22 protein-coding genes are annotated in these 26,355 nt (G+C 47.4%); 13 read left to right on the top strand and 9 right to left on the bottom strand.

Annotation, left to right across the window (positions count from 1 at the left end):
• Window positions 1–191: 191 nt before the first annotated feature.
• Together addA and CAN90_RS09910 are read right to left on the bottom strand one after the other, a co-directional pair.
• Window positions 192–3,761 carry a helicase-exonuclease AddAB subunit AddA gene (addA, locus tag CAN90_RS09905; RefSeq protein ID WP_085833668.1) on the bottom strand — a complete coding sequence of 1,190 codons (3,570 nt, stop codon included), beginning with the start codon at window positions 3,759–3,761 and terminating at the stop codon, window positions 192–194.
• A complete protein-coding gene (locus CAN90_RS09910) occupies window positions 3,754–7,104 on the bottom strand; it encodes a PD-(D/E)XK nuclease family protein (RefSeq protein WP_085833669.1) in 3,351 nt (1,116 codons plus the stop codon). The genes addA and CAN90_RS09910 overlap by 8 nt, the downstream gene beginning before the upstream one ends.
• Before the next feature lie 285 nt (window positions 7,105–7,389).
• On the opposite strand from CAN90_RS09910, the gene CAN90_RS09915 reads away from it, so the two are divergent.
• Window positions 7,390–8,067, top strand: coding sequence for a class I SAM-dependent methyltransferase (locus tag CAN90_RS09915; RefSeq protein WP_085833670.1), 678 nt, complete (start codon window positions 7,390–7,392; stop codon window positions 8,065–8,067).
• Window positions 8,068–8,158: 91 nt separating this feature from the next.
• Here the strand turns inward: CAN90_RS09915 and spoIIR are convergent, their stop codons facing one another.
• From spoIIR to CAN90_RS09940, 5 genes are all read right to left on the bottom strand, one after another.
• Window positions 8,159–8,800, bottom strand: a complete 642-nt coding sequence (gene spoIIR, locus CAN90_RS09920) for a stage II sporulation protein R (RefSeq protein ID WP_085833671.1) — start codon at window positions 8,798–8,800, stop codon at window positions 8,159–8,161.
• Between the two features lie 134 nt (window positions 8,801–8,934).
• On the bottom strand, window positions 8,935–9,804 hold the full coding sequence (gene ispE, locus CAN90_RS09925; RefSeq protein WP_242953619.1) for a 4-(cytidine 5'-diphospho)-2-C-methyl-D-erythritol kinase: 870 nt from the start codon (window positions 9,802–9,804) through the stop codon (window positions 8,935–8,937).
• 99 nt (window positions 9,805–9,903) lie between these two features.
• Window positions 9,904–11,079 (bottom strand): aminotransferase class I/II-fold pyridoxal phosphate-dependent enzyme, encoded by a 1,176-nt coding sequence (locus tag CAN90_RS09930; protein ID WP_085833672.1) that lies wholly within the window; start codon window positions 11,077–11,079, stop codon window positions 9,904–9,906.
• Window positions 11,073–11,555, bottom strand: coding sequence for an Lrp/AsnC family transcriptional regulator (locus tag CAN90_RS09935; RefSeq protein WP_085833673.1), 483 nt, complete (start codon window positions 11,553–11,555; stop codon window positions 11,073–11,075). Before CAN90_RS09935 ends, CAN90_RS09930 begins: the two co-directional genes overlap by 7 nt.
• A 55-nt stretch (window positions 11,556–11,610) precedes the next feature.
• The gene (locus CAN90_RS09940) at window positions 11,611–12,426 is read right to left on the bottom strand and encodes a histidinol-phosphatase HisJ family protein (RefSeq protein WP_085834334.1); all 816 of its coding nucleotides are present in this window, start codon (window positions 12,424–12,426) and stop codon (window positions 11,611–11,613) included.
• A gap of 349 nt (window positions 12,427–12,775) precedes the next feature.
• Here CAN90_RS09940 and CAN90_RS09945 point away from each other — a divergent pair, with 349 nt between their 5' ends.
• The 11 genes from CAN90_RS09945 (at window position 12,776) to CAN90_RS09995 (ending at window position 23,363) form a co-directional block, all read left to right on the top strand.
• The gene (locus tag CAN90_RS09945) at window positions 12,776–13,045 is read left to right on the top strand and encodes an ACT domain-containing protein (RefSeq protein ID WP_085833674.1); all 270 of its coding nucleotides are present in this window, start codon (window positions 12,776–12,778) and stop codon (window positions 13,043–13,045) included.
• Window positions 13,046–13,117: 72 nt separating this feature from the next.
• Entirely contained in the window at window positions 13,118–14,476 is a 1,359-nt protein-coding gene (locus CAN90_RS09950; protein WP_085833675.1) for a PFL family protein, read from the top strand.
• A 182-nt stretch (window positions 14,477–14,658) separates the two neighbouring features.
• Window positions 14,659–14,970: a hypothetical protein gene (locus tag CAN90_RS09955; protein WP_085833676.1), complete on the top strand. Its 312-nt coding sequence runs from the start codon at window positions 14,659–14,661 to the stop codon at window positions 14,968–14,970.
• Window positions 14,971–14,974: 4 nt separating this feature from the next.
• On the top strand, window positions 14,975–16,021 hold the full coding sequence (locus tag CAN90_RS09960) for a V0D/AC39 family V-type ATPase subunit (RefSeq protein ID WP_085833677.1): 1,047 nt from the start codon (window positions 14,975–14,977) through the stop codon (window positions 16,019–16,021).
• Between the two features lie 18 nt (window positions 16,022–16,039).
• On the top strand, window positions 16,040–17,992 hold the full coding sequence (locus CAN90_RS09965) for a V-type ATP synthase subunit I (protein WP_242953620.1): 1,953 nt from the start codon (window positions 16,040–16,042) through the stop codon (window positions 17,990–17,992).
• 57 nt (window positions 17,993–18,049) lie between these two features.
• A complete protein-coding gene (locus CAN90_RS09970; RefSeq protein WP_085833678.1) occupies window positions 18,050–18,493 on the top strand; it encodes an ATP synthase subunit C in 444 nt (147 codons plus the stop codon).
• A gap of 44 nt (window positions 18,494–18,537) precedes the next feature.
• The gene (locus tag CAN90_RS09975; protein WP_085833679.1) at window positions 18,538–18,846 is read left to right on the top strand and encodes a V-type ATP synthase subunit F; all 309 of its coding nucleotides are present in this window, start codon (window positions 18,538–18,540) and stop codon (window positions 18,844–18,846) included.
• 30 nt (window positions 18,847–18,876) lie between these two features.
• Entirely contained in the window at window positions 18,877–19,473 is a 597-nt protein-coding gene (locus CAN90_RS09980) for a V-type ATP synthase subunit E (protein WP_085833680.1), read from the top strand.
• A gap of 35 nt (window positions 19,474–19,508) precedes the next feature.
• Window positions 19,509–21,272, top strand: coding sequence for a V-type ATP synthase subunit A (locus CAN90_RS09985; RefSeq protein WP_085833681.1), 1,764 nt, complete (start codon window positions 19,509–19,511; stop codon window positions 21,270–21,272).
• 30 nt (window positions 21,273–21,302) lie between these two features.
• Entirely contained in the window at window positions 21,303–22,733 is a 1,431-nt protein-coding gene (locus CAN90_RS09990; RefSeq protein WP_085833682.1) for a V-type ATP synthase subunit B, read from the top strand.
• A 15-nt stretch (window positions 22,734–22,748) separates the two neighbouring features.
• Entirely contained in the window at window positions 22,749–23,363 is a 615-nt protein-coding gene (locus CAN90_RS09995; RefSeq protein WP_085833683.1) for a V-type ATP synthase subunit D, read from the top strand.
• Window positions 23,364–23,599: 236 nt separating this feature from the next.
• On the opposite strand, the gene CAN90_RS10000 is transcribed toward CAN90_RS09995, so the two are convergent.
• Window positions 23,600–24,589: an aldo/keto reductase gene (locus CAN90_RS10000; protein ID WP_085833684.1), complete on the bottom strand. Its 990-nt coding sequence runs from the start codon at window positions 24,587–24,589 to the stop codon at window positions 23,600–23,602.
• 208 nt (window positions 24,590–24,797) lie between these two features.
• Here CAN90_RS10000 and CAN90_RS10005 point away from each other — a divergent pair, with 208 nt between their 5' ends.
• Window positions 24,798–25,004 carry a DUF378 domain-containing protein gene (locus tag CAN90_RS10005; RefSeq protein ID WP_085833685.1) on the top strand — a complete coding sequence of 69 codons (207 nt, stop codon included), beginning with the start codon at window positions 24,798–24,800 and terminating at the stop codon, window positions 25,002–25,004.
• A gap of 62 nt (window positions 25,005–25,066) precedes the next feature.
• On the opposite strand, the gene CAN90_RS10010 is transcribed toward CAN90_RS10005, so the two are convergent.
• Entirely contained in the window at window positions 25,067–26,275 is a 1,209-nt protein-coding gene (locus tag CAN90_RS10010) for an acetate/propionate family kinase (RefSeq protein ID WP_085833686.1), read from the bottom strand.
• Between the last annotated feature and the right edge of the window lie 80 nt (window positions 26,276–26,355).

A 26,355-nucleotide genomic window follows, 5' to 3' on the forward strand; every position in this document is an offset into this window, starting at 1 on the left:
TTCAGACTAACAAAAAGCGCGGACAGAATTCTCCGTCCGCGCATCAATACCAAATCACATGCTTTCATGAAAAGCACCGCTGTATTGACCCATGACGGACGAAACCTCATAGGTGAGAACAAAATTATGTCCTGCTTTGTTTACAGATAATATTATAGCAACCGCATTTTCTTTTGTCAAGATAATAATTTTTATAGTTCGTATGTCTTCTCTCCTACAAAAGAAAGCTCACCCGTAACTACCTGGCCCAATGCAAATGAATACAAGGCACACTCCTTAACAGGAACCTCCAACACATGCTCAATTGCCATTTTATAAAGGGCAAGCTGCACGCGGTAACGGCTCCAAAGCTCCTCCGGCGAGGAAGTACGATCTGTTTTATAGTCTATAATCACCGCACCATCCGGCTCAACAAACACGCAGTCTACCGCGCCCTGCAAAATCACCTGTTGCTCTGCGGGTACTTCCTTTTTTAGTAGTGAGGCAGGAATTTCTACTGTAAAACGAAATTCTCTATGGCATATTTCCGCCGCAAGCATTCGCTCGGCAATCGAACTTTGGAAGAAAGCAGTCACACGTTTGAGCTGTACCGCTGCCGCCTCTTCTTCTGAGAGAAAGCCGCCGATTTGCAGTCGTTCCAGCTCCTTTTCCGGGTGTTCTGCCGCAGCCGCATAGTTTGCAAACTGCATGTATTGGTGCAGTGCTGTTCCACGCTCCGCCGGAGTTAGACCCGATTTGCCTAAAAAGGCGGGGCGAGATAAAATTTCGTAATCCTCCCCCGCACTCTCTGCCGCTAGCTCGGAGGCAGAAACCTTTGCCGGTACCCCGAACAAAGATGCATCCGGGTAAATAAAATCAATTTCCCCGGCAATACGAGAAAGCAACGCCTCATCCGGCGGCGGCATAACCACAGCAGAATCTGCCTGCGCTGACTCTTCCTCCACAAGCGGGGCGGGAAGAATGCGAATCTCCCACGGTGCGCCAGCGCAATCGGCAATCAGCTCCCCGCTGCACAGTGCGCGGTCGCGCAGAGCACCGCCGCTCGGGTGGCGAAGTGCGCAGGAAAGCAGCCAATCGGATATACTGGATGCCGAGCGTACCACATAAGGTGAAATTCGTTCCTCTGCCGTAAGCTTTGGTGCAATGGATGCCAGCGTGCTATTTAAATCTTTCACTGTTGTTAGCATAATAAGCTTTTCTCTCGCCCGGGTCATCGCAACATACAGCACGCGCAGCTCTTCGGACATAGACTGCCGCTCCTGCTCTAACGCAATTGCTTCCCGCGGTAGAGTGGTTACACGGGCAAGCCCGCCATGCTCTTTTCGCTTAATTCCAAGGCCGAGCTCTGGGTGCAGCAGCGCATCACCGCGTTCCTTATTAAAACGACGAGCACAGCCCGCCAAAATGCACACAGGGAACTCTAATCCCTTTGATTTATGAATACTCATAATGCGTACCACGTTGGATGCTTCTGAAATGGTGGACGCCCCCGGCAGGTCACTGTTCTGCTCCTGCAAGCGGTCAATAAACCGAATAAAGCCAGAAAGGCCGTTATAGCCAGATGCTTCATATTTTTTTGCATACTCCATTAGAAGCTGCAAATTTGAAAGACGCTGCTCACCGTTCGTCATTGCCTGCACCAAGGTAAGGTACCCCGTTTTTTGGTAGATAGAGTGGAGTAAACGGTCCGAGGGAAGCGTCGCCGCGAGGGAACGCAGGGAATCGAGCTCCTCCAACACCTTGGCCGCACGGGCATCCCCTTGCTTGGCGGCTTCACACAATGCCAAATACAGCGGTGCTTTGGGCAGGTGCAAGCGAACCGCGCTTAATTCATCTGGTGTAAAACCATAGATTGGGCTCATGAGTACCGATAACAGCGGAATATCCTGCACTGGATTATCCACTACACGCAGTAGCGATAAAACAGACGATATTTCCGGCGCTTCAAAGAAGCCACTGGAGGAATCCGCCCAAGCGGGCACGCCGCACAGCTGAAGCTCTTTCGCATATTTTGCTGCGTATTGATTCGCGCTTCGCAATAGAATGCAGAAATCTCGGAACACCGCTTTTCTTTGCACCCCATTTTCAGTTACCTGAAGGCCCTGCGCAATGAGTTGCAGAATGGTTTCTGCAATGTGGCGGCTTTCCAGCAGCTCCATTGCATCCTCCGAACCCTGCCCCATGGAGAGGTCAAGTATATCGAGCCGAGTGTCACAGAGCTCCTGCGGTGGGTAAGACGCACCTGCGACAAGCAGCTCTTTGCCGCTATACTCTACATCTCCCGCTTGGGAGGACATTAGCTGTCCAAACACAAAATTCACGGAATCCGTTACCGTGGAACGGGATCGAAAATTTTGGTCAAGCACAATACACGCCGGGTAACGGCTGTTTTCACGGTCGTATTCCGCAAACTCGGAGCGCCGCTGTAAGAAGATGCGTGGCATTGCCTGCCGAAAGCTATAAATGCTCTGCTTTACATCTCCCACCATAAAAAGATTCTCTTCGTTTTGCGAGATAGCGCGGAACAATAAATCTTGCGCTTCGTTTGTATCCTGGTATTCATCCACCATTATTTCGTCGAATCGCCGCGATAGCTCAATTGCTTCTTCAGTACGTTCGTAGCCGTTCTCGGTTTCCCTTACCAAAAGGCGCAGTGCCCAATGCTCCAAGTCTCCAAAATCGGCAAGGCGTCGCTCCGCTTTCATTTGGTCAAGCGTATGAGAAAATGCAGTTACCACATGAAATAACTGTTCTACGATGGGCGACAATGCCTGCAAGTCGTTTGTACAATCCTGTGCAGTGGCAGAAAAGAGAGCCGAAAGCTTTTTCACCGTGCTTTTTACTTCATCTCGGCAGGCGGTAAGGCGTAGCTTTAATGGGTCCTCCGCATAGCCTCGCACTGCTTTCAGACGAACAAACACAAAATTAGCAGCAAGCTCACCCACAGCATCCCATTTCCCTTGCTGTGCCGCACTCTGTAACGTAGTTAAACCCGCAAGGTCTGACTGATACGCTTCTGTATACGCAGCACAAAGCTTTTCGTCTGCCAGCATGGATTCAAGCGAATCCCGAATTAAAGACAGGCTGTAATCGCAGGCTTCTCTGGCAAAATGAAGCAAACAAAGTCCCCACGGGGTTTCTTCAACCGGCACAGAACCGGAATACATCTCCGATTTCTCCCGCAGCCATCGCTCTGGGAACGGGTGGGAACGGATAAAGTTATAGAGCTGATTCACAGAAAGAATGAGTCGATTATCGTCTCGGTCGGAGCTGAACGCTTCCACCAATTCATAAAAATCCGGATTCTCGGCGGCATAGCAATCCTCTAGCACCTGCGTAATCGCTTCGCCCCGCAGGATGGACATTTCCCCGTCATCCGCAATTCGAAAATCATGGGAGATATTCAGCTTATAAAAGTTCTCGCGTACCAGCTCACTGCAAAAGCTATGTACCGTGCTGATATGGGCACCACCAAGCAAGATTTGCTGCCTCTGGAGCGCCGTGTTAGAAGGGTCTTCTGCCAGCATACGAGAAAGCTGCTGTGCTATTCGCTCCCGCATTTCTGCGGCGGCAGCTTTGGTAAAGGTAACAACCAGAAGGCGATCTGCGTCACAAGGGTTCTGCTCATCCGTCATACGCTCCAGCACGCGCTGAACCAGAACCGCCGTTTTACCGGAACCAGCGGCGGCCGAAACCAATAGCGTGCCGCCCCTGGCATGAATCGCATCCGCCTGTGCAGGCGTCCATTTTCGTTCAGCCATTCGCATCCCCCTCCTTTTCCGTTGATTCCCCAACTATCTGGCGCAATGTATCGTTTTTATCAAATCTTTGGCACTCGCGCCCACCGTCCGCTGCTTCATGTCCGCACACCGCAGAATAGGCACAATACAAGCAGGCATTGTGTTCCCCGGTAAGGGGCTGAGCGGCAACGTCACCCTCATGCAGTGTTTGAACCATCTGGCCTGCAAGAGTTTTAATATATTCCATTACTTTATTTAACTGAGGCTCACTTACAACCGATTCTGTTTTCGCAGGCTTTCCGTCCTTGAGGGCAACCGGAATAAACTTACCGGCGGCTTGCTCCTCCATCCCCTGTATCACGCGGGAATCATCCAGCAGCAAGCCGTTCATGCGAAGCTTCTTTTCTACTGCTGCTTCGAGTGAATCAGGCGATTCCCCTCTGACAGCAGAAATAACCGGGCGAACAGAGGGCATGTACAAAATACCTGCGGGGGCAAAACGTCCATTTTGAATGAGTGCCGCTAAGTAAATGAGCATTTGCATATTCACCCCATACAGCACGTCTGAAAGACGGAACTCCTTTTTCCCGGTTTTATAATCGATGATTCGAACATAGGTCGTGCCATCGAGCTCCATTACGTCCACACGGTCAATCTTACCCTCTACCGTTGCGGTTTCACCATTTGGCAGAGTAATTTTGAGCGGCGGGAACTCCCCGCCCTCCTTGAGCTCCAGCTCAAACGCCGCTGGCTGAAATTTACTCTGCGCCAGCTCTTTTGCAATATGAGCCACCACCACTTGGGCAGAATCTGCAATGCGGTTCACCAGAAAACGGAAGCGGGGACTTTTATCCTCTGCGCCGCCAAGCTGTTCTTCCACATAGCGCTCAATGCAAGCGAGGATGAGCTTCTTGAGTACATCCTCTTCCAAGACTGAAAGGGCTTCTGCACTCTGCTCCTTCAATAAATGCTCAAGTAAATAATGAATCAGGCTGCCGTATTCCAGCGCATTGAGCTCCGCCGGGCGGCGCTCTTTGGCACTTAGGCCATAACGGCAAAAATATTGGAACCGGCACAGGTGGTACGATTCCAGCTGTGTCGCTGAAATATGACGCAGCTTTTCAAACAGCATTCGTGCCCGGGCAGGGTTTTCAAAAGCAGCAGGTGCCCGCTCGTGTACCCTGCGCAACGCGGACAATTTTTCGGAATAGCCCTCTCTGCCAGAAAACAGCTCCTTTAAGGTAGACGACAACACCGAGGACTGCCCCCAGAGCCGCGCCGTGAGCTCAAAAGCGGACTGCTCACTATTGGCAAAACACTCTTCTGGTAGAAGGTAACGACTTTGAATCGCAACATCCGGTAATATGGAGCGAATTTCTCCCACAATGGAAGAAGGTGCCTTTGCCGCTCCATCCATATCTGCCGCCGGGTAGGTAACAATCAGCCGTTCGGAGGGAGCCGCCATAACGGTATAGGCCATCAGCCGCTCATCCATAGAGGAATCCTCCATGGTGCCGTTGAGAGGCAGACCCAATTGAATCAACGTGCGGCGCTCCTCATCACTGAACACACCGTCCGGCGAGGGATTACGGGGAAACTCCCCCTGCACTGCCCCCAACAAAAACACTACCTTGGGGTCAGCAGGGCGCGAACGGTCTGCCGCACCTACCGTTACTTCATCTAGCCCCTGTGGAATACTGCCAATGGTAGAAGACGCAATCACCAACCGCAACAACTCGCCAAATCGCTGAGCGGTAAGCACCTTTTCTCGCAGAACCAGCGCCATTTGATCAAGTATCTGCATCAAAAGCTCCCACAGCCGATATTGGCGGCTTGCAAGCTCCGTTTCCCCCATTGCCTTCATCTTCCGGCACATTTGTTTTACATGCTCCGGCACTTCAAGCGCCAGTAAAAGCTGATAGATTGCGCGAGAAGCCTTTTCTCCGTTTGCCAAACGAACCGAATCTGCAAACTCTTTCAATGGCAACACAATGCGCTGCCGCAGCTCATTTAATAAAACCAGCTGCTGTGCATCTTCCTCTGTTAATTCACCGGCAAAGCCGCGCGGGTGGCGAGACCAAGTCTCCAGCCATTCTCTGCCGGAAAGCTTCCACAAAAAAGTATAGTTCTCTAAGAGCGAAATCTCTTCGGGAGAATACCCGCAAAGCCCTGTTTTCAGGCAGGCAAACATATCGTCAGACCGGTAGCCAGAGCGTGCCGCTGTAAAAGCGCACAGTACAAGGCGCATGAGAGGCTCAGTATCGATTGCGCAGGGGTCATCCATAAAATAAGGAATCTCCCACCGCTCGAGAGCCGCATCCAAGTTACTGCGGTACGCTTCCGGTGAGCGGGCAAGAATGGTAAAATCACGGTAACGGTAGCCCTGCTCCATCACCATGCGGCGAATCGTCATTGCAACATACGCCGCTTCATCGTATGTACTGCGGGCGGAGTAGAGCACTACATCCCCTGCGTCTCCCCGCACCGGAGTATGCTTACCGCGGTATGCACTGTTTTCCACAGCACGAACTCCCTCATTTTGAAAACGAATACCTGGTTCCAATATGACGGGGGCCGCCACTGAAACAGAATTTTGCCGTGCAAGGCGCATTAAGCTACGTGCAGTTTGGTACACCGGCGTAAACAAGCTCATTTCTGCATCTGCTTTGCCGAGGCCATCGGCACAAAGTGCCACGGTAACCTCTTTCGCATGGCAAAATGCAAGCTCTAATATGCCCAGCTCCTGTGCGGTAAAGCTTTTAAAGGAATCCACAAATACGGTATAGCCCTCAAAAAAACGGTGCGTTAACAGTACTTCTTTTAAACGGGTTAAATCATCCTGCGGGTCAAGGTAGCTTTGCGCTACGAGCGCCTCATAGGCTGACAAAATCAGCGAAAGCTCCTTCATCTTTTCTCGCAGGGTTCCGTCTTCCATCTGCTCCGCCGCCCGTGACAGCTCCTGCGGAGCAACGGCACACATTTTCATTTCTGCCGATGCCGTAAGCATCATACTCACTAGCTCTGGTGTTTGCGTATGTTTTTGGTACAGCGGAAGATGGTCTGCCGTTTGCTCTAATGCAAGGCTCATAAGGATACTACGTCCGCCGTCATCTAGTCGCTTGCCACAGCACCCGCCAAAACGCCGAAATGCCGCATCGGCCAAGCGGGTAAAGCTCACAACCTCTACCTCCGCAGCATGGCGCGGGCCCAAAAGACGAAGCATGGCGCGCTCGCTTTCAAATGAAAACTGCTCCGGAACCAGAAGCATCAGCTTCTGCTCGCCCTGCCCGGCTAACCGGTGCAGCTCTTGCCGAACATAATGTGTTTTTCCGCTTCCGGAACGCCCGAACAGCAGGTGCAGCAATGCAATCCCCCATTTCCATATGTGCCGCCACTCTTTGGGGCACATGATTCGTTATAACTATTTGAACATTATACCATAGGATTCCATTGAAAAAAAGCGGTCATGTCCAGCATCCCCAAGTGCTCCAAATCCTTTTGCTCACTGTATTTTACCTTGACATTGAATTTGAAACGGAGTATGGTTTTTATAGATTGCTTTTTATGGAAATATTTTGCACCCTTACGTAAGCAAACACTAACAAAGAGACAGCCTCTCTATACAAATCATTTAAAAAAGGAGCGCCATATGAGACACGAAGCCATTCAAACTGCGTATCAAACCTTAGGGAAAGAAGCCACCTTCTATGATGGTATGATAACCTGCTCCACCCTGCCCGGCAAATTTGTTTGCGGTCTTGTTTGGAACATGAACAAAGTAAAGAATGACCACTATTTAGAAGTGGCTCTTTCTGGCATTCCAGAGGATTTTTCAGGTAAGATGCTTGAGGTACCCGTTGGAACAGGTGTTTTAACAATGCCAATTTACCAAACACTACCCCAAGCAGAGGTAACCTGCCTCGACTATTCTGCAGACATGATGCAGTCCGCACAGCGCCGTGCTGCTTCAGCAGGACTTAAAAATGTACAATTCCAGCAAGGAGATGTAGGTAAGCTGCCTTTTACCGACGAAAGCTTTGATTTAGTGCTTTCCTTAAATGGGTTTCATGCGTTCCCGGATAAGAAAGCCGCGTACCGCGAAACCTGCCGCGTTTTAAAGCCCGGCGGAACTTTTTGCGGCTGCTTTTACATAAAAGGCGAACAAAGCCGAACCGATTGGCTGATTGAAAAACTCTACGTGCCAAAGGGCTACTTTACCCACCCATTTGAAACAGCAACCAGCCTAGAACAAAAACTAAAACAAAGATACACAGAGGTAACGGTCACTGCGATTGGCTCCATGGGGTGCTTTACCTGCAAAAAATAGATTTATGGATAGTAATACAGAAAGAAAAGCCATTGTAAAAACGATGGCTTTTCTTTCTGTATTATAGCATTTATTTGATTATAGCTTTGTTTTACTTCGTTTGATTGCCAGCAGCCCAATGCTTAAACTGCTCGTAAAGCTCCAGCGATTTAAACCGGATTTCATACTGCCCGGTTACAATCTCCATCTGCTGTGGGTTTAAAACATCATCCAACTCTTCTTTTTCTTCCGCCGCTGGCAGGCACATGGGCGGGAACATGACACACCACCAATTTCTTCCCTCCGCGTTACCAATGGTTACGCGCAGTGCATCGTAAGTTCCGGCAGGCATCGTAACCTGCTTGTAATGCCGGGTTGTAAAATAGATGTTCTCCAGCTCTACATTTACCGGGTACTGGTAGCCACGCTGTGCAATCTCATCTGCTGCGGCGGCCTTTAAATGAGGAATATTCTGCGTTACAACCTTCTCTGCCTCTTGTTGATTAGTTACTCCGTCAAGCATTCCGGCAGACTCCTTTAAAATGCGGTTGCGTACATAAAGCTTGAGCTCTTGGTCCTGCGCAGTGTCTGAATTCGCCAGCACATGCAGGCGTAAAACACGGTTTGAAATATCTTCACATTGCTCTGCAAAAGAGAAAAACGAGGTAAAGGAGCAGGCTACTGTAAGTACAAAAGCGATTAACAGCGCTTTTTCTATGTTCTTTAATTTCATGCAAGTATGGTTGCTATTCAAAAGGGTCATCTCCTTCGTTATGTTAACCAAAGGATTGTCCATTTTTCTGCTGTTTATACGCGTGTAATACAATTTAAAATAAAAAAGCTATTTTCTCCCACGAAAAGCAGAGTAAAATAGCTTTCTCATTTTATTTATTCTGCGTCAACTGGCTCACAAACAAACACATGCTGGTAGGTTTTTCGCAGTTCTTCTCTGCATCTCTCAGCAGAAACCCGCTCAGAAAAAATGCCAAATACAGCCGAGCCACTCCCCGTCATACACGCACCAAGAGCACCCATGGTTAAAAAGGCTTGCCGCAAGGCATCTATTTGCGGAAGCGGGAGTGCTAAAGTAAATGAATTGCCAAGGCAATCTGCAATTTGAGATAATCCACCTGTTTTCAGAGCAGAAAGCATTGCAGGGGTAAACCGAGGGTAGGCGGCACCGTCACGGTCTGCCTGCGCAAACGCTGCAGCTGTGCTAACACTTACCTCTGGCTTACACACCACGAAGTAGCAGCTAGGCACAGGAGCAACCGGGGTTAACACCTCACCAATCCCCTCCGCTCGCATGCTTCCTCCACGAAGGCAAAACGGAACATCCGCTCCAATTTGCAGGCCAAGCTCACACAGCTCCTCTAGCGTAAATCCAGTTTTGTAAATTCGATTCATTGCACGCAAAATGGCGGCAGCATCCGCACTGCCCCCTCCCATACCTGCTTGGTCCGGTATGCGCTTGAGAATTTGAATTCGAATGCCCCCGTTAGAAATACCGGCGTGCTGGTAAAACAGGCGTGCCGCTTTCTGCACCGTATTGTCTTTCCCGCAGGGGATTCCCTCTCGGTCGCAGAGCAAATCAATCCCTAATTGCTGTGTTGGCGTGAGCAACAAGGTATCATAAATAGACACTGTTTGCATCACCATGTCCAGCAGGTGGTAACCATCAGGCCTGCGGCCAAGTATATCGAGGGTTAAATTTAGCTTTGCTGCTGCATAAACAATAATCGGCCTTGGTGTGCGCATGCATGTTCCTCCATTCTTCCCAGCAAAAAGACGGCTTTGCCCGCCGTACCTGCAAATGCAGGAGCAGTAAGCAAAACCGTTTTACATTCCTGTTACGAATTATTTCAGAGTACCCAAAAAGCGCTCAATGCGCTTGAGAGCCTCTGTAATATTGGCAATCGAGTTCGAGTAAGCAACACGCGCAAACCCTTCGCCGCAATCACCGAACGCATCGCCAGGTACAATTGCAACCTTTTCTGCATAAATAAGGCGTTCGCAGAACTCTTGCGAGCTTAACCCACTACTTTGAATGCAAGGGAATACGTAAAACGCGCCTTCCGGCTCAAAGCAGCTCAGACCAAGCGAATTGAAACTATCCACAATCAGGCGGCGCCGCATATCGTATTGCGTACGCATCTCTTCAATATCATCATCACCATTTTTCAATGCTTCAATTGCAGCATACTGCGCCATAGTAGGCGCACTCATAATCCCATATTGGTGCAGTTTTGTCATTTGCGAAATAATGGGAGTCGGCCCCATTGCAAAACCAAGCCGCCAACCAGTCATAGCATATGCCTTTGAAAAACCATTGATTAGGATGGTTCGTTCTTTCATTCCATCAATTGATGCAAAACTAACGTGGGGCGTATCGCCATAGGTGAGTTCACTATATATTTCATCAGAGATGACAATGAGGTTATGTTCTTTTACAACTGCGGCAATTTCCGCCAAATGCTCGCGGCGCATTACGGCACCCGTTGGGTTATTAGGGAACGGTAAAACCAAAACCTTGGACTTGGGTGTAATTTTAGAGCGCAGCTCTTCTGCGGTGAGACGGAAATCATTTTCTGCCCTTGTCTCTAAAATAACCGGCACACCACCTGCCATTTGAGCAAGCGGTACATAGCAAACAAAGCTCGGTTCGGGAATAAGTACCTCGTCACCGGGGTTTACCAGTGTGCGAAGAGCGGCATCAATTGCCTCAGAACCGCCAACCGTCACAACTACATCTGTTGCGGGGTCGTATTCTACCTGGTACTTGCGCGCCATCCACTTACAAATCTCTTGCCGAAGCTCCATAAAGCCGCGGTTTGGGCTATACCAGGTTTTCCCCTTTTCCAGTGTTTGTATGCCGGCTTGGCGCACATGCCAAGGCGTTGAAAAATCTGGTTCGCCTATGGAAAGTGAAATCACATCGTCCATTTCACTTGCAATATCAAAAAACTTTCGGATTCCTGAAGGCTTTAGCGACTGTAATTGCTGGTTCATAATGCCCTGATAATCGATCACCATACACACCCCGTTCTTTGGTCTTTTTCTTCTCCGGAGTGCAGAACGACTCCTCCATCTTTATAACGGGTTAAAATAAAGTGAGTTGCCGTAGAAACCACCGAATCCAAGGCGGCAAGACGGTTCATAACAAACAGTGCCACTTCTTGCATGGATTTACCGTGTACAATTACAGCAAGGTCGTACCCGCCAGACATTAAATATACGCTCTCTACTTCATCAAAGCTCATCACACGGTCTGCTACTTCATCAAAACCACGGTCAGGCTTCGGTACTACTTTTAACTCGATTAATGCTGTAACCTTATTCTGGTCTACCTTCTCCCAATCAATTAACGCGCGGTAGCCCTTAATAACACCCTGTTTTTCATACTGTTCGATTGCTTCGTTGACCTTTTCCTGCGTTGTGCCGAGCATTGCTGCGAGCTGCGCAGGGGTCAGTCTGGCATTTTCACTTAAAAGAGCTAACAATTTTTCCATGAATAGTTCCTCCTTAAAATAACTGAACAGTTCGCGGGAATTGACCCTGCGCTGTTTATTCAATTGGCAACAAAACCGGTTCACGCCCAACATAAATTGTAAAACGGTCGAACCCAGCTTGTAGCAGCATAGAAAGCCCGGTTTCAACACCGGCGCCAATGTCGCCCCAACGGTGCGCATCAGAACCAATGGTCACATAGGTTCCGCCCAATTGGCGGAAACGCCGTAGTACCTCGAGCGGTGGTAAGGTTTGCCCCAGCTTTTGCCGCAAACCAGAGGTATTTAGCTCGAGTGCCTTGTGGTTTCGAGCCAGCAGACTCAATATTTCATCAATACGATCACCAAACTCCGGGTAAAGCGGAGCCGGAATCCCCTTTTCGCCCACAATATAACGGTATGGGTACGTAAGGTGCGCCAAAGAATCAAAGCCATTCCAACGCACCATCTCAAGTATCTCATCAAAATAACGGGCAAGCAGGGCATCCACATCCTGCTCATTATAATCTAAATAATAAAAATCCTCCATGCCCCTAAGATTATGGAGGGAGCCAAGAACAAAATCAAAATCACAGGTAGAAAAAACATCCTGCGTCGCATCCAAATTATGCAAGGGTTGGCCTAGCTCAACACCTGCATACACCCGCAGCTTCCCCTGAAATACGGCAGATGCTTTTTTTGCTTCAAAGTAAGACTGCCTTACAGAACGGTTGTAGTCTTCTTTCTCATAAACATCACATTCGCAGTGGTCGGTAAGAGTAATCGCATACAGCCCTTGGCGCTCTGCTGCCTCACACATCATCATAGCCGGGTCTTCTGCATCTCGGGAACAATCGCTGTGCATATGGCAATCCGAAAAAAATCTGTATTTCAACGCCTGGCTGCCTCCATTCTTAAAATGCCGTTTTTCTATCATAAACCAATCTAATTTGGGATACGTATATAGCAACTCTTTATTTACAACCTGCAAAAAAGAAAGAATCTCTCTTTATTGCTTTTCATTATCGATAAGGTCTTACTCACTAATTTTTATTATATTAACATAAATAAGGAAAAAAAGACATCTTTTCCGCTAATTTTTTTCGTTTACCCAAATGTACCAGAATCTGCTTTTTTTTCTTAAATAAATCGTACATGAAACGTACTTGACATCCTCTTCTTTCTCATCCATAATAAAGTGCAACAAGACCCAGTAAAAATTGGAAATTCTAGGAGGCTGCCTCATGCGTGCTGTAATTACTGTACTCGGCAAAGATATGGTAGGAATACTTGCCCGTGTTTCTGCAATTTGTGCTGAAAACCAAGTGAATGTAATTGAAGTTACCCAGTCTGTTCTGCAAGACATGTTTGCCATGATTATGATGGTCGATATTTCAAAAAGCACCATTCCCTTTAACGATTTGTCTGATAGGCTAACCGAACTGGGAGCCAGTATGAATTTGACCATTCATACCATGCACGAAGATATTTTCAATAGTATGCACCGAATTTAAGCCCGAGGGAAGTATGCTGTATTCAGCAAACTCTACCGGAAGGCACATTATATAATAGAAAGGAACGCTTTCATGATTAATTCCCGCGATATTCTGGAAACCATCAATATGATTGATAACGAAGACCTGGATGTACGCACCATTACAATGGGTATTTCACTGCTTGACTGCGTGGATTCCGACCAAAAAGCTGCCTGCGACAAGGTGTACGATAAAATTTGCCGCTATGCCAGTAACCTGGTAAAGACCGGTGAAGACATCAGCAAAGAATACGGCATTCCAATTATAAACAAACGTATATCTGTTACACCCATCTCTATGATTGCAGCAGCGTGTCCATCAAAGAGCCCGGCACATTTTGCCCAGGCTTTGGACCGAGCAGCCAAAGAGGTGGGCGTCAATTTTATTGGCGGATATTCCGCCTTGGTGCATAAGGGCTTTGGGCCGGGAGACTACGCTTTAATAGAGAGTATTCCCGAGGTTCTCAGCACCACCAGCTTTGTTTGCTCCTCGGTTAATGTGGGTACCACAAAGGCCGGTATTAACATGGATGCGGTTGGCAAAATGGGACGCGTGATTCGCGAATGTGCAGAAGCGACTGCTGACCGTGACTGCATTGGTGCCGCCAAACTGGTCGTTTTCTGCAACGCGCCGGAAGACAACCCCTTTATGGCAGGTGCATTCCATGGCCCCGGTGAGCCAGACTGCGTTATTAACGTGGGCGTATCAGGCCCCGGCGTAGTACGCGCCGCGTTGGCAAAGGCCGACGACTGCGACATTACCGGCATTGCCGATTTAATTAAGAAAACAGCATTCAAAATTACCCGTATGGGTCAGCTCGTTGCACAAGAGGCTTCTCGCCGTTTATTTGTTCCCTTTGGCATTGTAGACCTTTCCCTTGCCCCTACCCCTGCTGTTGGTGATTCGGTTGCCTACATTCTTGAGGAAATGGGTTTGGAGGCATGCGGTGCACACGGCACGACTGCTGCTCTGGCACTACTCAATGATGCAGTGAAGAAGGGTGGCATTATGGCTTCTTCTCACGTTGGTGGTCTTTCCGGTGCATTTATTCCGGTTACAGAAGACGCCGGTATGATTGAAGCGGCTCGCCGCGGCTCCTTAACCCTCAATAAGCTGGAAGCTATGACAGCCGTTTGCTCCGTAGGCCTTGATATGATTGTGATTCCCGGCGATACATCGGCAGAAGTCATCTCCGGCATTATTGCAGACGAAGCCGCAATCGGAATGGTCAACAGCAAAACCACCGCCGTTCGCCTGATTCCCGCAATTGGAAAGAAGGTTGGTGATGAGCTGAATTTCGGCGGTCTTTTGGGTGGAGGACCTGTTATGGAGGTAAATCCATACTCTCCTGCGCGCTTTATTCATCGTGGTGGTCGCATTCCGGCCCCTCTACAAAGCCTAAAAAACTAAATAAGTCTAAAAAATATCAAATAATATAAAATTATTTGTCATTTATTGATGTATTGTGTCACAAGCGTAAATTTTGTAAATTTATCAGTTGTATATTTGTGACGAGAGAGCTATAATTGTGCATGTGATTTCTGAATGTTTTGTGAAACTTAGATTTTATTTATCAAGGAGGTGCGGTCATTATGAACGATATGCTGAAGCAGATCATAGAAATGGATGAAAAAGCCAGGCAGATCACGGACGCCGCCCAAAAGCAAAAAATAGACACAGAAAAAGAGATTTCGAGAACTCGGGAAGACATTCGTAACAGCTATTTGTCGAGAGCAAGAGCCCGTATTGAAAAGAACAGGCCTCTGGAACAAGCTGCTGCTGAAAAAACCTGGCAGGTAAAAGAGCTGCATTACAAGGCTTTAACTGAAAAGCTTGATCAGCTTTATGCGGCCAACGGCGAAAAATGGATCGATACGATCTTTCAAAAAGTGATAGGAGAGTGATTTCATGCTTTCCAGTCTCTCTTCCAATGTAGTTTCGGCAAAAGCCCGTGCTATGTATGGTCGCAGACTCACTGCGCAGAATTACCAAGATATGCTGGCCTGCAAAAGCGTTTCAGACATAGCGCGGTACCTTGCTTCGAATACGGACTACGATAAGGTTTTAGCGGGAATCAACGACAAAGAAGTGCACCGTGGTCAGTTGGAAAACCGGCTGAAAAAAAAGCTTTTAGCAGATTCGGCTTCGTTATGCCGTTACGAAATTTCCATTGGTGACGCTCTGGCCTCTTACTTATTACAGCGCAGTGAAGTAGAACAGATTTTAAATGCTCTTTTACACTTGAATGCAGACATGACAAAGGAATACTTTTTTTCTATGCCCACTCCTTTGGCTGCGCATTCTCACATCGATTTGATACGCCTCTCCGGAGCGGAGCGATTTGATGATATTATTGCAGCGTTGTCTCACACGCCTTACCAAATGTTGATTGAGCCTTTTCGCCCCACCTACGACAACACCGTAGATTTTACGGCGGCGGAAAATGCTCTGTATACCTATTTATACAGTCAACTATACGAAACCATAGAGCATCAGAACTCCAAAAGTGTGAAACAGGATTTAAAACAAATTGTTGATATGTATCTTGACCTTAACAATTTTGCCAGAATACTGCGTTTCAAAACCTATTTTCAGGCGGGTCCAGATTACATTCGCAGCAACCTTCTTCCTTTCGGTTCTCTTAACAGAGCACAAATTGAAAAAATGATACAAGCAAAGGATGCAGACGAGGTGCGCAAGCAGCTGGTTCAAACCAGAATTGGTAAGAAAACCAGTAAAATTGAGTACAACTTTGCTGACCAGCTTGCCGAGCGCGCCTTATACGGTGTATGCCGCCGCGGCGTTCATTTTTCAGTATACGCATCAGTTGTTTTGCTGTCTTATATTTTCTATATGCAGATTGAGCTGATGGATATCATCAATATTGTTGAGGGAATCCGTTATAAGCTCCCGCCGGAAGAAATAAAAAAGCTGCTGGCTTTTTCTGATTTTTAACGAGAGGAGTGGTGCTGTTTGGCTGTACAAAAACTTAAAATGGCCAGTATCATCGGCCGAATGAACGAACTGGATGAGGTAACACTTCGCTGCGGTCAATCTGAGGTTTTCCACCCAGATAACGTTCTTTCTTTTTATGCTGATACGACGCCCTTTGTTCCCATTGGGGAGGATAACCCCTACACAACTCCTTTGCAGAAGCTTTCAGACGCCTGCAAAAAAATTGGCCATCCCCTTGAATTTGAGGGAGCACCCGATTGCAGTGCGGAAGAAGAAGACCGTAAGCTATTGGAGTATGTGGACAAATTTACCGCCTACGTAGAAGCTTGTTTAAAGCAAAAAACGGAAGCGGAAGAAAAAGTTCGTGAGCTTAATGTTTCCCTTCGGGATTTATCTCACTTTACAGGCATGGATTTAAACCTGAAAAAAGTATTAGAATGCAAATACGTTCAGGTACGATTCGGTGCTTTGTCTAAAGAGAACTACGAAAAGCTCCCACTTTACAGCGACAACCCCTATCTGGTATTTTTTCCAAATTCCAGTGATGAAGAAAATTATTGGGGTGCCTACTTTGCGCCTATCGACCAAATTGATGAAGTAGACCGGATTTTCTCAAGCCTCTTCTTCAATCGCGTTAGTCTTACCGGGTACGAGGGTACACCGGAAGAAATGATAGAAACGCTTCGCCTGCAGCATGCAGAAACAACGGCTATTGTAAAAGATATGGACGATAAGCTGAGTGCTTTCTGGAAACAGGAAAGTGAAAATTGCCAATTGATGTTCAATCACTTAAGAGAAAAGAGCATCTATTTTGGGATTCGTCATTACGGCGCACGTTACCATGAAAGCTTTGTGCTAACTGGTTGGATACCCGCTAAGAACGAAGAAAAATTCCGTGAAACTCTTGAGCCGCTGGAATCCGTTGAATACTCCTTTGAAAATGCGGAGGCTCAGCTCAGTCATTCCCCGCCCGTTAAGCTGAAGAACCCCAAGCTGTTTCGCCCGTTTGAGTTCTTCGTAGAAATGTTTGGTCTTCCCTCTTACAACGAGGTGGACCCCACCATTTTTGTTGGCATTACCTACATTATTATGTTTGGTATTATGTTTGCTGACCTTGGGCAGGGGCTGTGCGTTTCTCTCATTGGCCTATATATGTGGAACAAACTGCGTATGCGCCTTGGTAAAATTCTAATTCCATGCGGTATGTCATCCATGGCATTTGGCTTTCTCTTTGGTTCGGTATTTGGATTTGAGCATGCGCTCGACCCAGTCTACCATGCTCTTTTTGGCTTAGAAGAAAAGCCGGTCGAGGTTATGCACCCTGCCACCACCAACATTATCATTTATTCGGCTGTTGGCATCGGCGTTTCACTCGTAATGATTGCTATGCTCATTAACATTTATTCCAGTATTAAGAAAAAGAAATTCGGCAACGCTTTGTTCAGCCCCAACGGTTTAGCCGGGCTGTTGTTTTACGGTTCCATCGTAATCGGCTTCGGCGGACAAATCGCTATGGGTTGGCAGATTGTTACTACACCGTATATTCTGTGCTTCATGATTTTCCCGTTGCTTTTAATGTTCTTCCAAGAGCTTTTAAGTGAGCTGATAGAAGGAAATAAGAGCTGGAGGCCGGAAAACTGGGGCGAATATATCACTCAGAACTTCTTCGAAGTATTTGAGTATTTGCTCAGCTATATGAGTAATACTATGTCCTTCCTGCGTGTTGGCGCATTCGTACTGGTTCATGCAGGTATGATGATGGTGGTATTTACTCTGGCGAATATGTCTTCTGGGATCGGATATATCCTCGTAGTTATTTTCGGCAATATCTTTGTCATGGCACTGGAAGCCCTTCTTGCTGGCATCCAGGTCTTGAGGCTGGAATTCTATGAAATGTTCAGCCGCTTCTTCGACGGCAGCGGCCGTCCCTTCCATCCTGTATCCGCTCGCAAGGAGCAGAATGAGGCGTAAACCTCATTCTGCTCTCAGCGGTAAATTTAAAATGATTATATTTTGGAGGCAAATCTTATGAACTACGTACTGTTTACTATCCCTGTTGCAGCATTGATTCTCTCTGTTTTACTGGCTGTTCGCGCAGTAAAAAACGGCAAAAAGGCTAAATCGGCTCTGGTATCTCAAATTGCGGCATTCATGATTGTTTGTGCAGTTACCATTGCTGTTCCTATGGTTGCAAGTGCAGCTACGGAAGAGCCCGCTGCAGGAACTACCACTTCTGCAAATGACGGCACAAACGCCGGTAAAGAAGGCCTTGGCCTGCTGGCTGCTGGTCTTGTAACTGGTTTGGCTGGCATTGGCGGCGGTATTGCTGTTGGTGCTGCATCCCCTGCTGCTATCGGCGCTACTGCAGAAGACCCCAAGTCCTTTGGTAAATCTTTGATTTTCGTTGCGCTTGGTGAAGGTATTGCACTGTACGGCCTGCTGATTTCCATCCTGATTCTGAACAAGATTTAAGCCATCTTTTCAGTGTTTGAGACAATAGGAAAGCAGGTGCTGACATGCGATTTTACTTAATCAGCGACAATTCAGACACGCTGGTGGGAATGCGCCTTGCCGGTATTCCTGGGATAATGGCGCACGATGTCGGTGAGGTTCGCAAGGCTTTGAACGATGCAATTGAAATGAAAGACATTGCCGTAATATTAATGACAGAGCGCCTTATCTCTATGTGCCCTGAGTTAATTTATGATTTAAAGCTGAACCTAAAACGCCCTTTAATCGTTGAAATACCCGACCGTCACGGCAATGGCCGTACCAAGGATTCTATTACCCGCTATGTCCGCGAGGCAATCGGAGTAAAAATTTAAACCGCCAAGGCGGCGGAACGGGGGGTTACTATGACTTCTAGTGAAGAAAAATTAAGTAAGTTTAGTACTGCGATCAATCATTACGCGCAGGAACAGCGGGAAAAAATTGAACAAGAAATTTCGGAGTTCAAACAGAATCAGCTTGAAGAGGCAGAGCGCCAGGTACTGCATGAAGCATACCAGCTTATTCAAGGCGAAATGACTGCTATGCGGGATGGAATTGTGCGCGACATTGCGCACCGTGAAATGAACGCCCGCAAAGAGCTTTTGGAGAAGAGAAAGAATATTGAAAACGAAGTGTTTGCAAAGGCCAAAGAGCGCCTTGTGGAATACACAAAGTCGGCTCAATACCCTTCTCTGCTGCAAAAATACACAAGCAGCCTTTCTGAGCTGTTCCCGGAAACCGGCACTGTTCTCTGCGTGAAAAAAGATGATCTGCAATATGAGGATCTGCTTCGCCAGGCATTCAAAAAAGAGTGCACTGTTCAGGCAGACCAGGATATTTTGATCGGCGGTGTTCGCGCTTACCATGCCGAAAAAGGCATTATGGCTGACGAAACACTGGACACGATGCTGGAATCACAGCAGGAGTGGTTTGAAGAAACCTCTGGAATGTCTGTGGTCTGAGCCGTAATACCAACGATAACGGAGATGATTTGAAGATGGAGAACCAAGATGTAATTCATGGTATTAACGGGCCAGTTGTAACGATTAAAAATTCACGCAGCTTTTCCATGATGGAAATGGTATTCGTGGGCAACGAGCGTTTGGTTGGTGAAATCATCGGCATTACCGATAAGCTTACCACCATTCAGGTCTATGAAGAAACCACCGGACTGCGCCCGGGCGAGCCGGTATTCGGTACCGGAAGCCCCATGAATGTTACGTTAGGCCCAGGTATTCTAGATAATATTTTCGACGGAATTGAGCGTCCGCTCAAAAAAATAGCGGACGATTCCGGCTCTGTATTTATTTCGCGCGGTAGTAACGTTCCCGCGCTGGACACCGAACAACTCTGGGAGGTTACCGTCACCGTTCAGGTAGGAGACACCCTTGTAGGCGGCGATATTTACGCCGAATGCCCAGAGACTAAAATCATTCGCCATAAATGCCTGGTACCGCCCACACTGAGCGGCACTGTCACAAAGGTGAATGCAAACGGCAAATACCATGTAAACGATACCGTCGTTGAGCTTACCGACGCAAAGGGCAATAAGCACGAGCTTTCTCTTTGCCAAAGGTGGCCCATCCGTACACCACGCCCGGTTGCGGAACGCATGCAGCCCAAAATTCCGCTGGTTACCGGTCAGCGTGTTATCGACACTCTGTTCCCTGTAGCTAAGGGTGGTACAGCGGCTATCCCTGGTGGCTTTGGCAGCGGTAAAACTATGACACAGCATCAGCTTGCCAAATGGTGCGATGCAGATATTATTATCTACGTTGGCTGCGGTGAGCGCGGTAACGAAATGGCACAGGTATTGCAGGAATTCACAGAACTGATTGACCCGAAATCCGGCAGACCGATGACCGATCGAACCACTTTGATAGCAAATACCTCGAACATGCCTGTTGCGGCGCGTGAAGCGTCCATTTACACCGGCATTACTTTGGCGGAGTACTACCGCGACATGGGTTACCACGTAGCCATGATGGCGGACTCCACCTCCCGCTGGGCGGAAGCACTGCGCGAAATTTCTGGTCGTTTGGAAGAAATGCCCGCAGAAGAAGGCTTCCCGGCATATTTGCCCTCTCGTCTGGCGGAATTCTACGAGCGTGCGAGCTATACAAAAAACCTAAACGGTACGGATGGCTCTATCACCATTATCGGTGCGGTTTCCCCCGCAGGCGCGGACTTCTCTGAGCCTGTTACACAAAACACCAAGCGTTTTACCCGTTGCTTCTGGGCGCTGGATAAAAACCTTGCTTATGCAAGACATTACCCCGCCATTAACTGGATGACCAGTTACAGCGAGTACAATGCGGATTTGCAGGATTGGTTTAAAGAAAATGTGGGCGAAGAATTCCTCGATTACCGCAGACAAACCAACAACCTTCTTCAGGAAGAAAGCAAGCTCATGGAGATTGTTAAGCTAATTGGTTCCGACGTTTTGCCGGATGACCAGAAGCTCGTTATTGAAATTGCGCGACTCATTCGCGTTGGCTTCTTGCAGCAGAATGCATTCCATGCGGAAGATACGTTTGTACCGCTGGAGAAGCAGAAGCTGATGATGAAGGTTATTTTACACCTGTACCAAAAATCACGGCAGCTCATTGCAGCATCCGTTCCCATTTCCAGTATTATGCAGTCCGGTCTGTTTGACAAGCTGGTGAAGATTAAGTACGATGTACCGAACGACAAGCTGGACTTGTTTGATGACTATATTGCAGAAATTGATAACACCGTGGCGGAAATTATCAATAATTGATGAACTCCACGGAAAGAAGGCGGTTTTTTTATGATTCTTGATTATATTGGCGTCAAAGAAATAAACGGGTCGCTGATTGTGCTGGACGATGTGGAAAATGCCTCTTTTGAAGAAATTGTTGACATTCGTCTGGACAACGGCACCATGCGCCAAGGCCGAGTTGTACAAATGGACGGCAAACGCGTGGTTATTCAGGTTTTTGATGGTACCCGCGGTATTTCTTTGAACAATACCCGCACACGTCTGCGCGGCCGCCCAATGGAGATGCCCCTTTCCCCTGAAATCCTCGGCAGAGTGTTCGATGGCTCTGGTCGCCCGATTGATGGTTTGGGTAACATCTTCCCGCAAAAGCGCATGAATATTAATGGCACCCCGATTAACCCGGTGTCTCGCGTATACCCGGTTAACTACATTAATACTGGTGTTTCTAGTATCGATACATTGATGACCCTGATTCGTGGGCAGAAGCTGCCGATTTTCTCTGGCTCCGGTATGTCTCACAATGAGCTGGCTGTGCAGATTGCTCGTCAGGCAAAAATCACTGGTGCAGATGGCGATAACTTCGCTATCGTGTTCGCAGCCATGGGTGTTAAGAACGACGTTGCGGAATACTTCCGCCGTTCGTTTGATGAATCTGGCGTTTTGCAGAAGGTTGTTATGTTCGTTAACCTGGCAAATGACCCGATTATTGAGCGTACCCTTACCCCCCGCTGTGCACTGACTACCGCGGAATATCTGGCATTTGAACTGAACATGCACATTCTGGTCATCATGACAGATATGACCTCTTATGCGGAAGCATTGCGTGAATTCAGCTCTTCCAAGGGTGAAATCCCTGGCAGAAAGGGCTTCCCCGGTTACTTGTACTCTGACTTTGCGTCGCTGTACGAGCGTGCCGGCATGGTAGAAGGTAAAACCGGTTCGGTTACACAGATTCCGATTTTGACCATGCCTAACGATGACGTTACCCACCCGGTACCAGACTTAACCGGTTACATCACCGAAGGACAGATTGTTCTAGACCGTACGCTTGACAGCATGGGCATTTATCCGCCCGTTGGCGTTCTGCCTTCCCTCTCCCGTTTGATGAAGGATGGTATTGGCGATGGCTTTACCCGTGCAGATCACTCCGCACTATCAAACCAGCTTTTCGCTTCCTACGCGAAGGTTATGGATGCTCGTTCCCTTGCTTCCGTTATCGGCGAGGAAGAATTATCTCCTGTGGACAAACAGTACCTGCACTTTGGTAAGCTGTTTGAGCAGTTGTTCTTAACCCAGCGGCATAATGAAAATAGAACCATTGACCAGAGCCTCGATTTGGGCTGGAGACTTCTCTCTACCCTGCCCCGCTCTGAGCTGGACCGTGTGGATGATGCGGTTCTCAACCAGTTCTATAAACCAGAAAATGCTGCAAAAGACCCGAACGAGCTGGAAGACGAAGCAGACGGAACCAATAACTAAGCGAGGTGAGCGGCATTGGCGATTCAAATTGTACCAACCAAGGGCAATCTTCTTGCCACTAAGAAATCGCTTAGTCTGGCCCGCACTGGCTTTGAGCTGATGGACCGTAAGCGTAACATTCTTATTCGTGAAATGATGGCTTTAATTGAGAGAGCCAATGAAATTCAAGATAAGATTGATAGTACGTATGAAGAAGCTTATGCGGCTTTGCAAATGGCCAGCGTTACGCTGGGTATGTGCGATAAAATTGCAGAAACTGTTCCATACGATGATAACCTGAATGTGGCGTACCGCAGCGTTATGGGAGTGGAAATTCCCATGGTCTCGCTGGAACGTACCCCACCAACTCTCAGCTATGGTCTTATGGAGACAAACTCTATGATGGATAACGCCTACCTGAAATTCAGAGAGGTTAAATATCTTACCGCAGAGCTTGCCGAAGTGGAAAACAGTGTTTACCGCTTAGCTGACAACGTAAAGAAGACCCAAAAGCGCGCGAATGCTTTGAAAAACATTATGATTCCCCGCTTTGAGGAAACCGTAAAGTTTATCACGGACGCGCTGGAAGAGAAGGACCGAGAGGAATTCTCTCGCTTGAAAGTAATCAAGCGGCAGAAAACCCACGAATAGCACGAAAAAAAAGAAGGCTTTTCCGAAAGGAAAAGCCTTCTTTTCTTAGCTGCTAAACTTCATTGCCCTCTCGCTTATTGTACTTCCTTTAATACTTAGCAGTTTATTTTTCTTCATAAAGTCTTTTTACTTTGGCAGATTAGTTCTTAAAAGACTGCTAGTAAGCTCATAGAGCAAGACAAAAAAACACCACTGGTTAAACAGTGGTGTTTTTAGTAGCTTCAATTAAGGTAGAATTAATTTGCACTTTCAATTGCCCTGTCAGCGTCGCGCGTCATTCTTTCAAAATCTGCTTTCTCTAACTGTAATTCTCCTGCCTTTGCGTTTTCCTGCGCTTGCTCTATGGTTCTAGCACCACCTAGCACATTTAGGTACTCACTGCGTGCCACCATCCAAGCAATTGCAAGGTTCCCTAAAGAGCAGCCATATTTCAGAGTCAAATCTCTCCAGCCATTTAGCATTTCTATGGCATATTGGCGGTGCTCCGGCATCCACCAAAACTTATTCTCATGAACGGAACCGGGTTCAATTTTATAATCCATCGTGATTTTTCCGGTGAGAAGCCCTTGCTCCAAAGGAGAATACGCCTGAAGAGTTATCTTATGCTCTTCACAGTAAGGCAGAAGGGAAGCCTCCACACGGCGGTCAAGCAGACTAAACTTCTCTTGAATCACATCTACCTTACCGTATTTCAGATATTCATCCAGATGCTCAGTTGTCACATTAGAAGCACCAATCACGCGAATTTTGCCTTCCTGCTTCATCTTGAGCAGTTCCTCCATGGTTTCAGCAATAGAAGCTCCGTCTTCCGCTGCTTGCCAATGCGTATAATAAATATCGATATAATCCGTCTGCAGGCGCTGCAAGCTGTCTTCCAAGTCCTTACGAATAGATTGCGCAGAAAGATTGCGATAAACCGAGTGGCCATCCTTGGTGAAAGGATGACTGCCAAGCTCATTGCGCCACTGTAACCCGCACTTGGTAGAAAGAACGGCTCTTTCTCTGCGATCTTTTAGAGCGCGCCCCACTACCTCTTCGCTATGTCCAAAACCGTAAACCGGTGCTGTATCAATCCAATTCAGGCCTTGTTCCAGCGCACTGTGAATGGTACGTATGGATTGAGAATCGTCGTTCTCCCCCCACCAGCTTCCTCCACCAATGGCCCATGCGCCCATAGATAAAACTCCAGTAACCAAACCAGACTCACCAATTTTTCTCGTCTTCATATATTACCTCCGCCATTTCTTTTCTTTTTTCTATTTTACAATAAAAAGCTCCTTTTTTACAAGATAAATAAAAATTTAAATCATGCACATTTATTTGATTGATTTTCATCTGTACGGGCATGATATATCAACAACTTGCATATTTTTGTTATTTCAGTTTACACTAAAATTAATAAATTATCAAAATTATTAGAAAGGTGGTAATAAAATGATTGACATGATTGCTCTGATTCTTCTGATTATTGGAGGAATTAACTGGGGCTCCATTGGTATTTTTCAATTCGATATTGTTGCTTGGTTATTCCAAGGGCAAACCGCAGTCATTAGTCGAATTATATATACCCTTGTTGGTCTAGCCGGAGTCTGGTGCATTTCTCTGCTGTTCCGTGACAACGAGATTACCAATAGAAAATAACAAAAAGCGGCAGAGAAAAAATTCTCCGCCGCTTTTTTTATATTCATTACAGCTTATTACAATTAAAGCTTATTGACAATCTCTTTGGTATCGCGTGCGATAACAAGCTCTTCATTGGTGGGGATTACGAATACCTGCACCTTTGAATTGGGAGTAGAGATTTTGCCGCCCTTGCCGCGAATCATCTGCTCGTTTAGCTCTCTCGACACTTCTACACCAAGGTAAGTCAGGCCATCGCACACGTTCTGGCGGTGGTCAACCTGGTTCTCACCCAAGCCAGCTGTAAACACAATTGCATCGCAGCCGTTCATTGCAGCAGCGTAGCTGCCAACGAATTTCTTAATCTGGTATACCAAAATTTTATGAGCAAGAATTGCTCTCGGCTGGCCTTCCTCAACTGCCTTTGTAACATCACGGTCATCACTGGAAATACCGGAAATACCCAAAAGACCGGATTTCTTATTCAGGATGTCGCTCATCTGCTCTGCAGTAAGGTTTTCTTTCTCTTCAATAAAGGTAACAACGGAGGGATCCAAAGAGCCGCAGCGAGTACCCATCATAAAGCCATCCAAGGGAGTGAGGCCCATGCTGGTATCAATTACTTTGCCATGGTCCACAGCGGCGATGGAAGAACCATTGCCAAGGTGGCAAGTAATGATTTTCAGCTCAGACATCGGCTTACCTACCAGCTCTGCGCAGCGCTCGCTGACAAAACGGTGAGAAGTACCATGGAAGCCATAGCGGCGAATTTGGTATTTTTCAAAATACTCGTAAGGAATGGGGTAAATATAAGCCTCAGCCGGCATGGTGGAATGGAACGCAGTATCAAATACAGCAACCTGCGGTACCTTGTCACCAAATACCTCCTGGCAAGCACGAATGCCCTGCAGGTTTACACTGTTGTGTAAGGGAGCCAGCGGAATAAGCTCCTCAATGGTATCAATAACCTCTTGGTTAATCAGAACGGAGTTCATGAACTTCATGCCGCCCTGCACCACACGGTGACCAACTGCGGTTACCTCAGACAAATCTTTAATTACGCCAACCTCTGCATCTACCAACGCATTTTTAACCTGCATGAAAGCTGCAATGTGATCAGGCATGTCCACGGTTAACTTCTTCTCTCGTCCATCTGCCGTTTTGTGGCCGAAAATACCGTCGCCAAGCCCAATTCTCTCGCAGTTACCTTTCGCGAGTACTTCCTCTTTGGCCATATCAATCAACTGATATTTCAGGGAAGAGCTCCCTGCATTAATGACCAGAATCTTCATCGGATTCCCTCCTAAACTTTCTAAATATTGCAAAAACAGCTTGAAAGTGTTACTGCAATACTGTACTATAGAACCGTACA

This window comes from Clostridium merdae, from assembly GCF_900176635.1.
Taxonomy (GTDB): Bacteria; Bacillota; Clostridia; order Oscillospirales; family Acutalibacteraceae; genus Faecalispora; species Faecalispora merdae.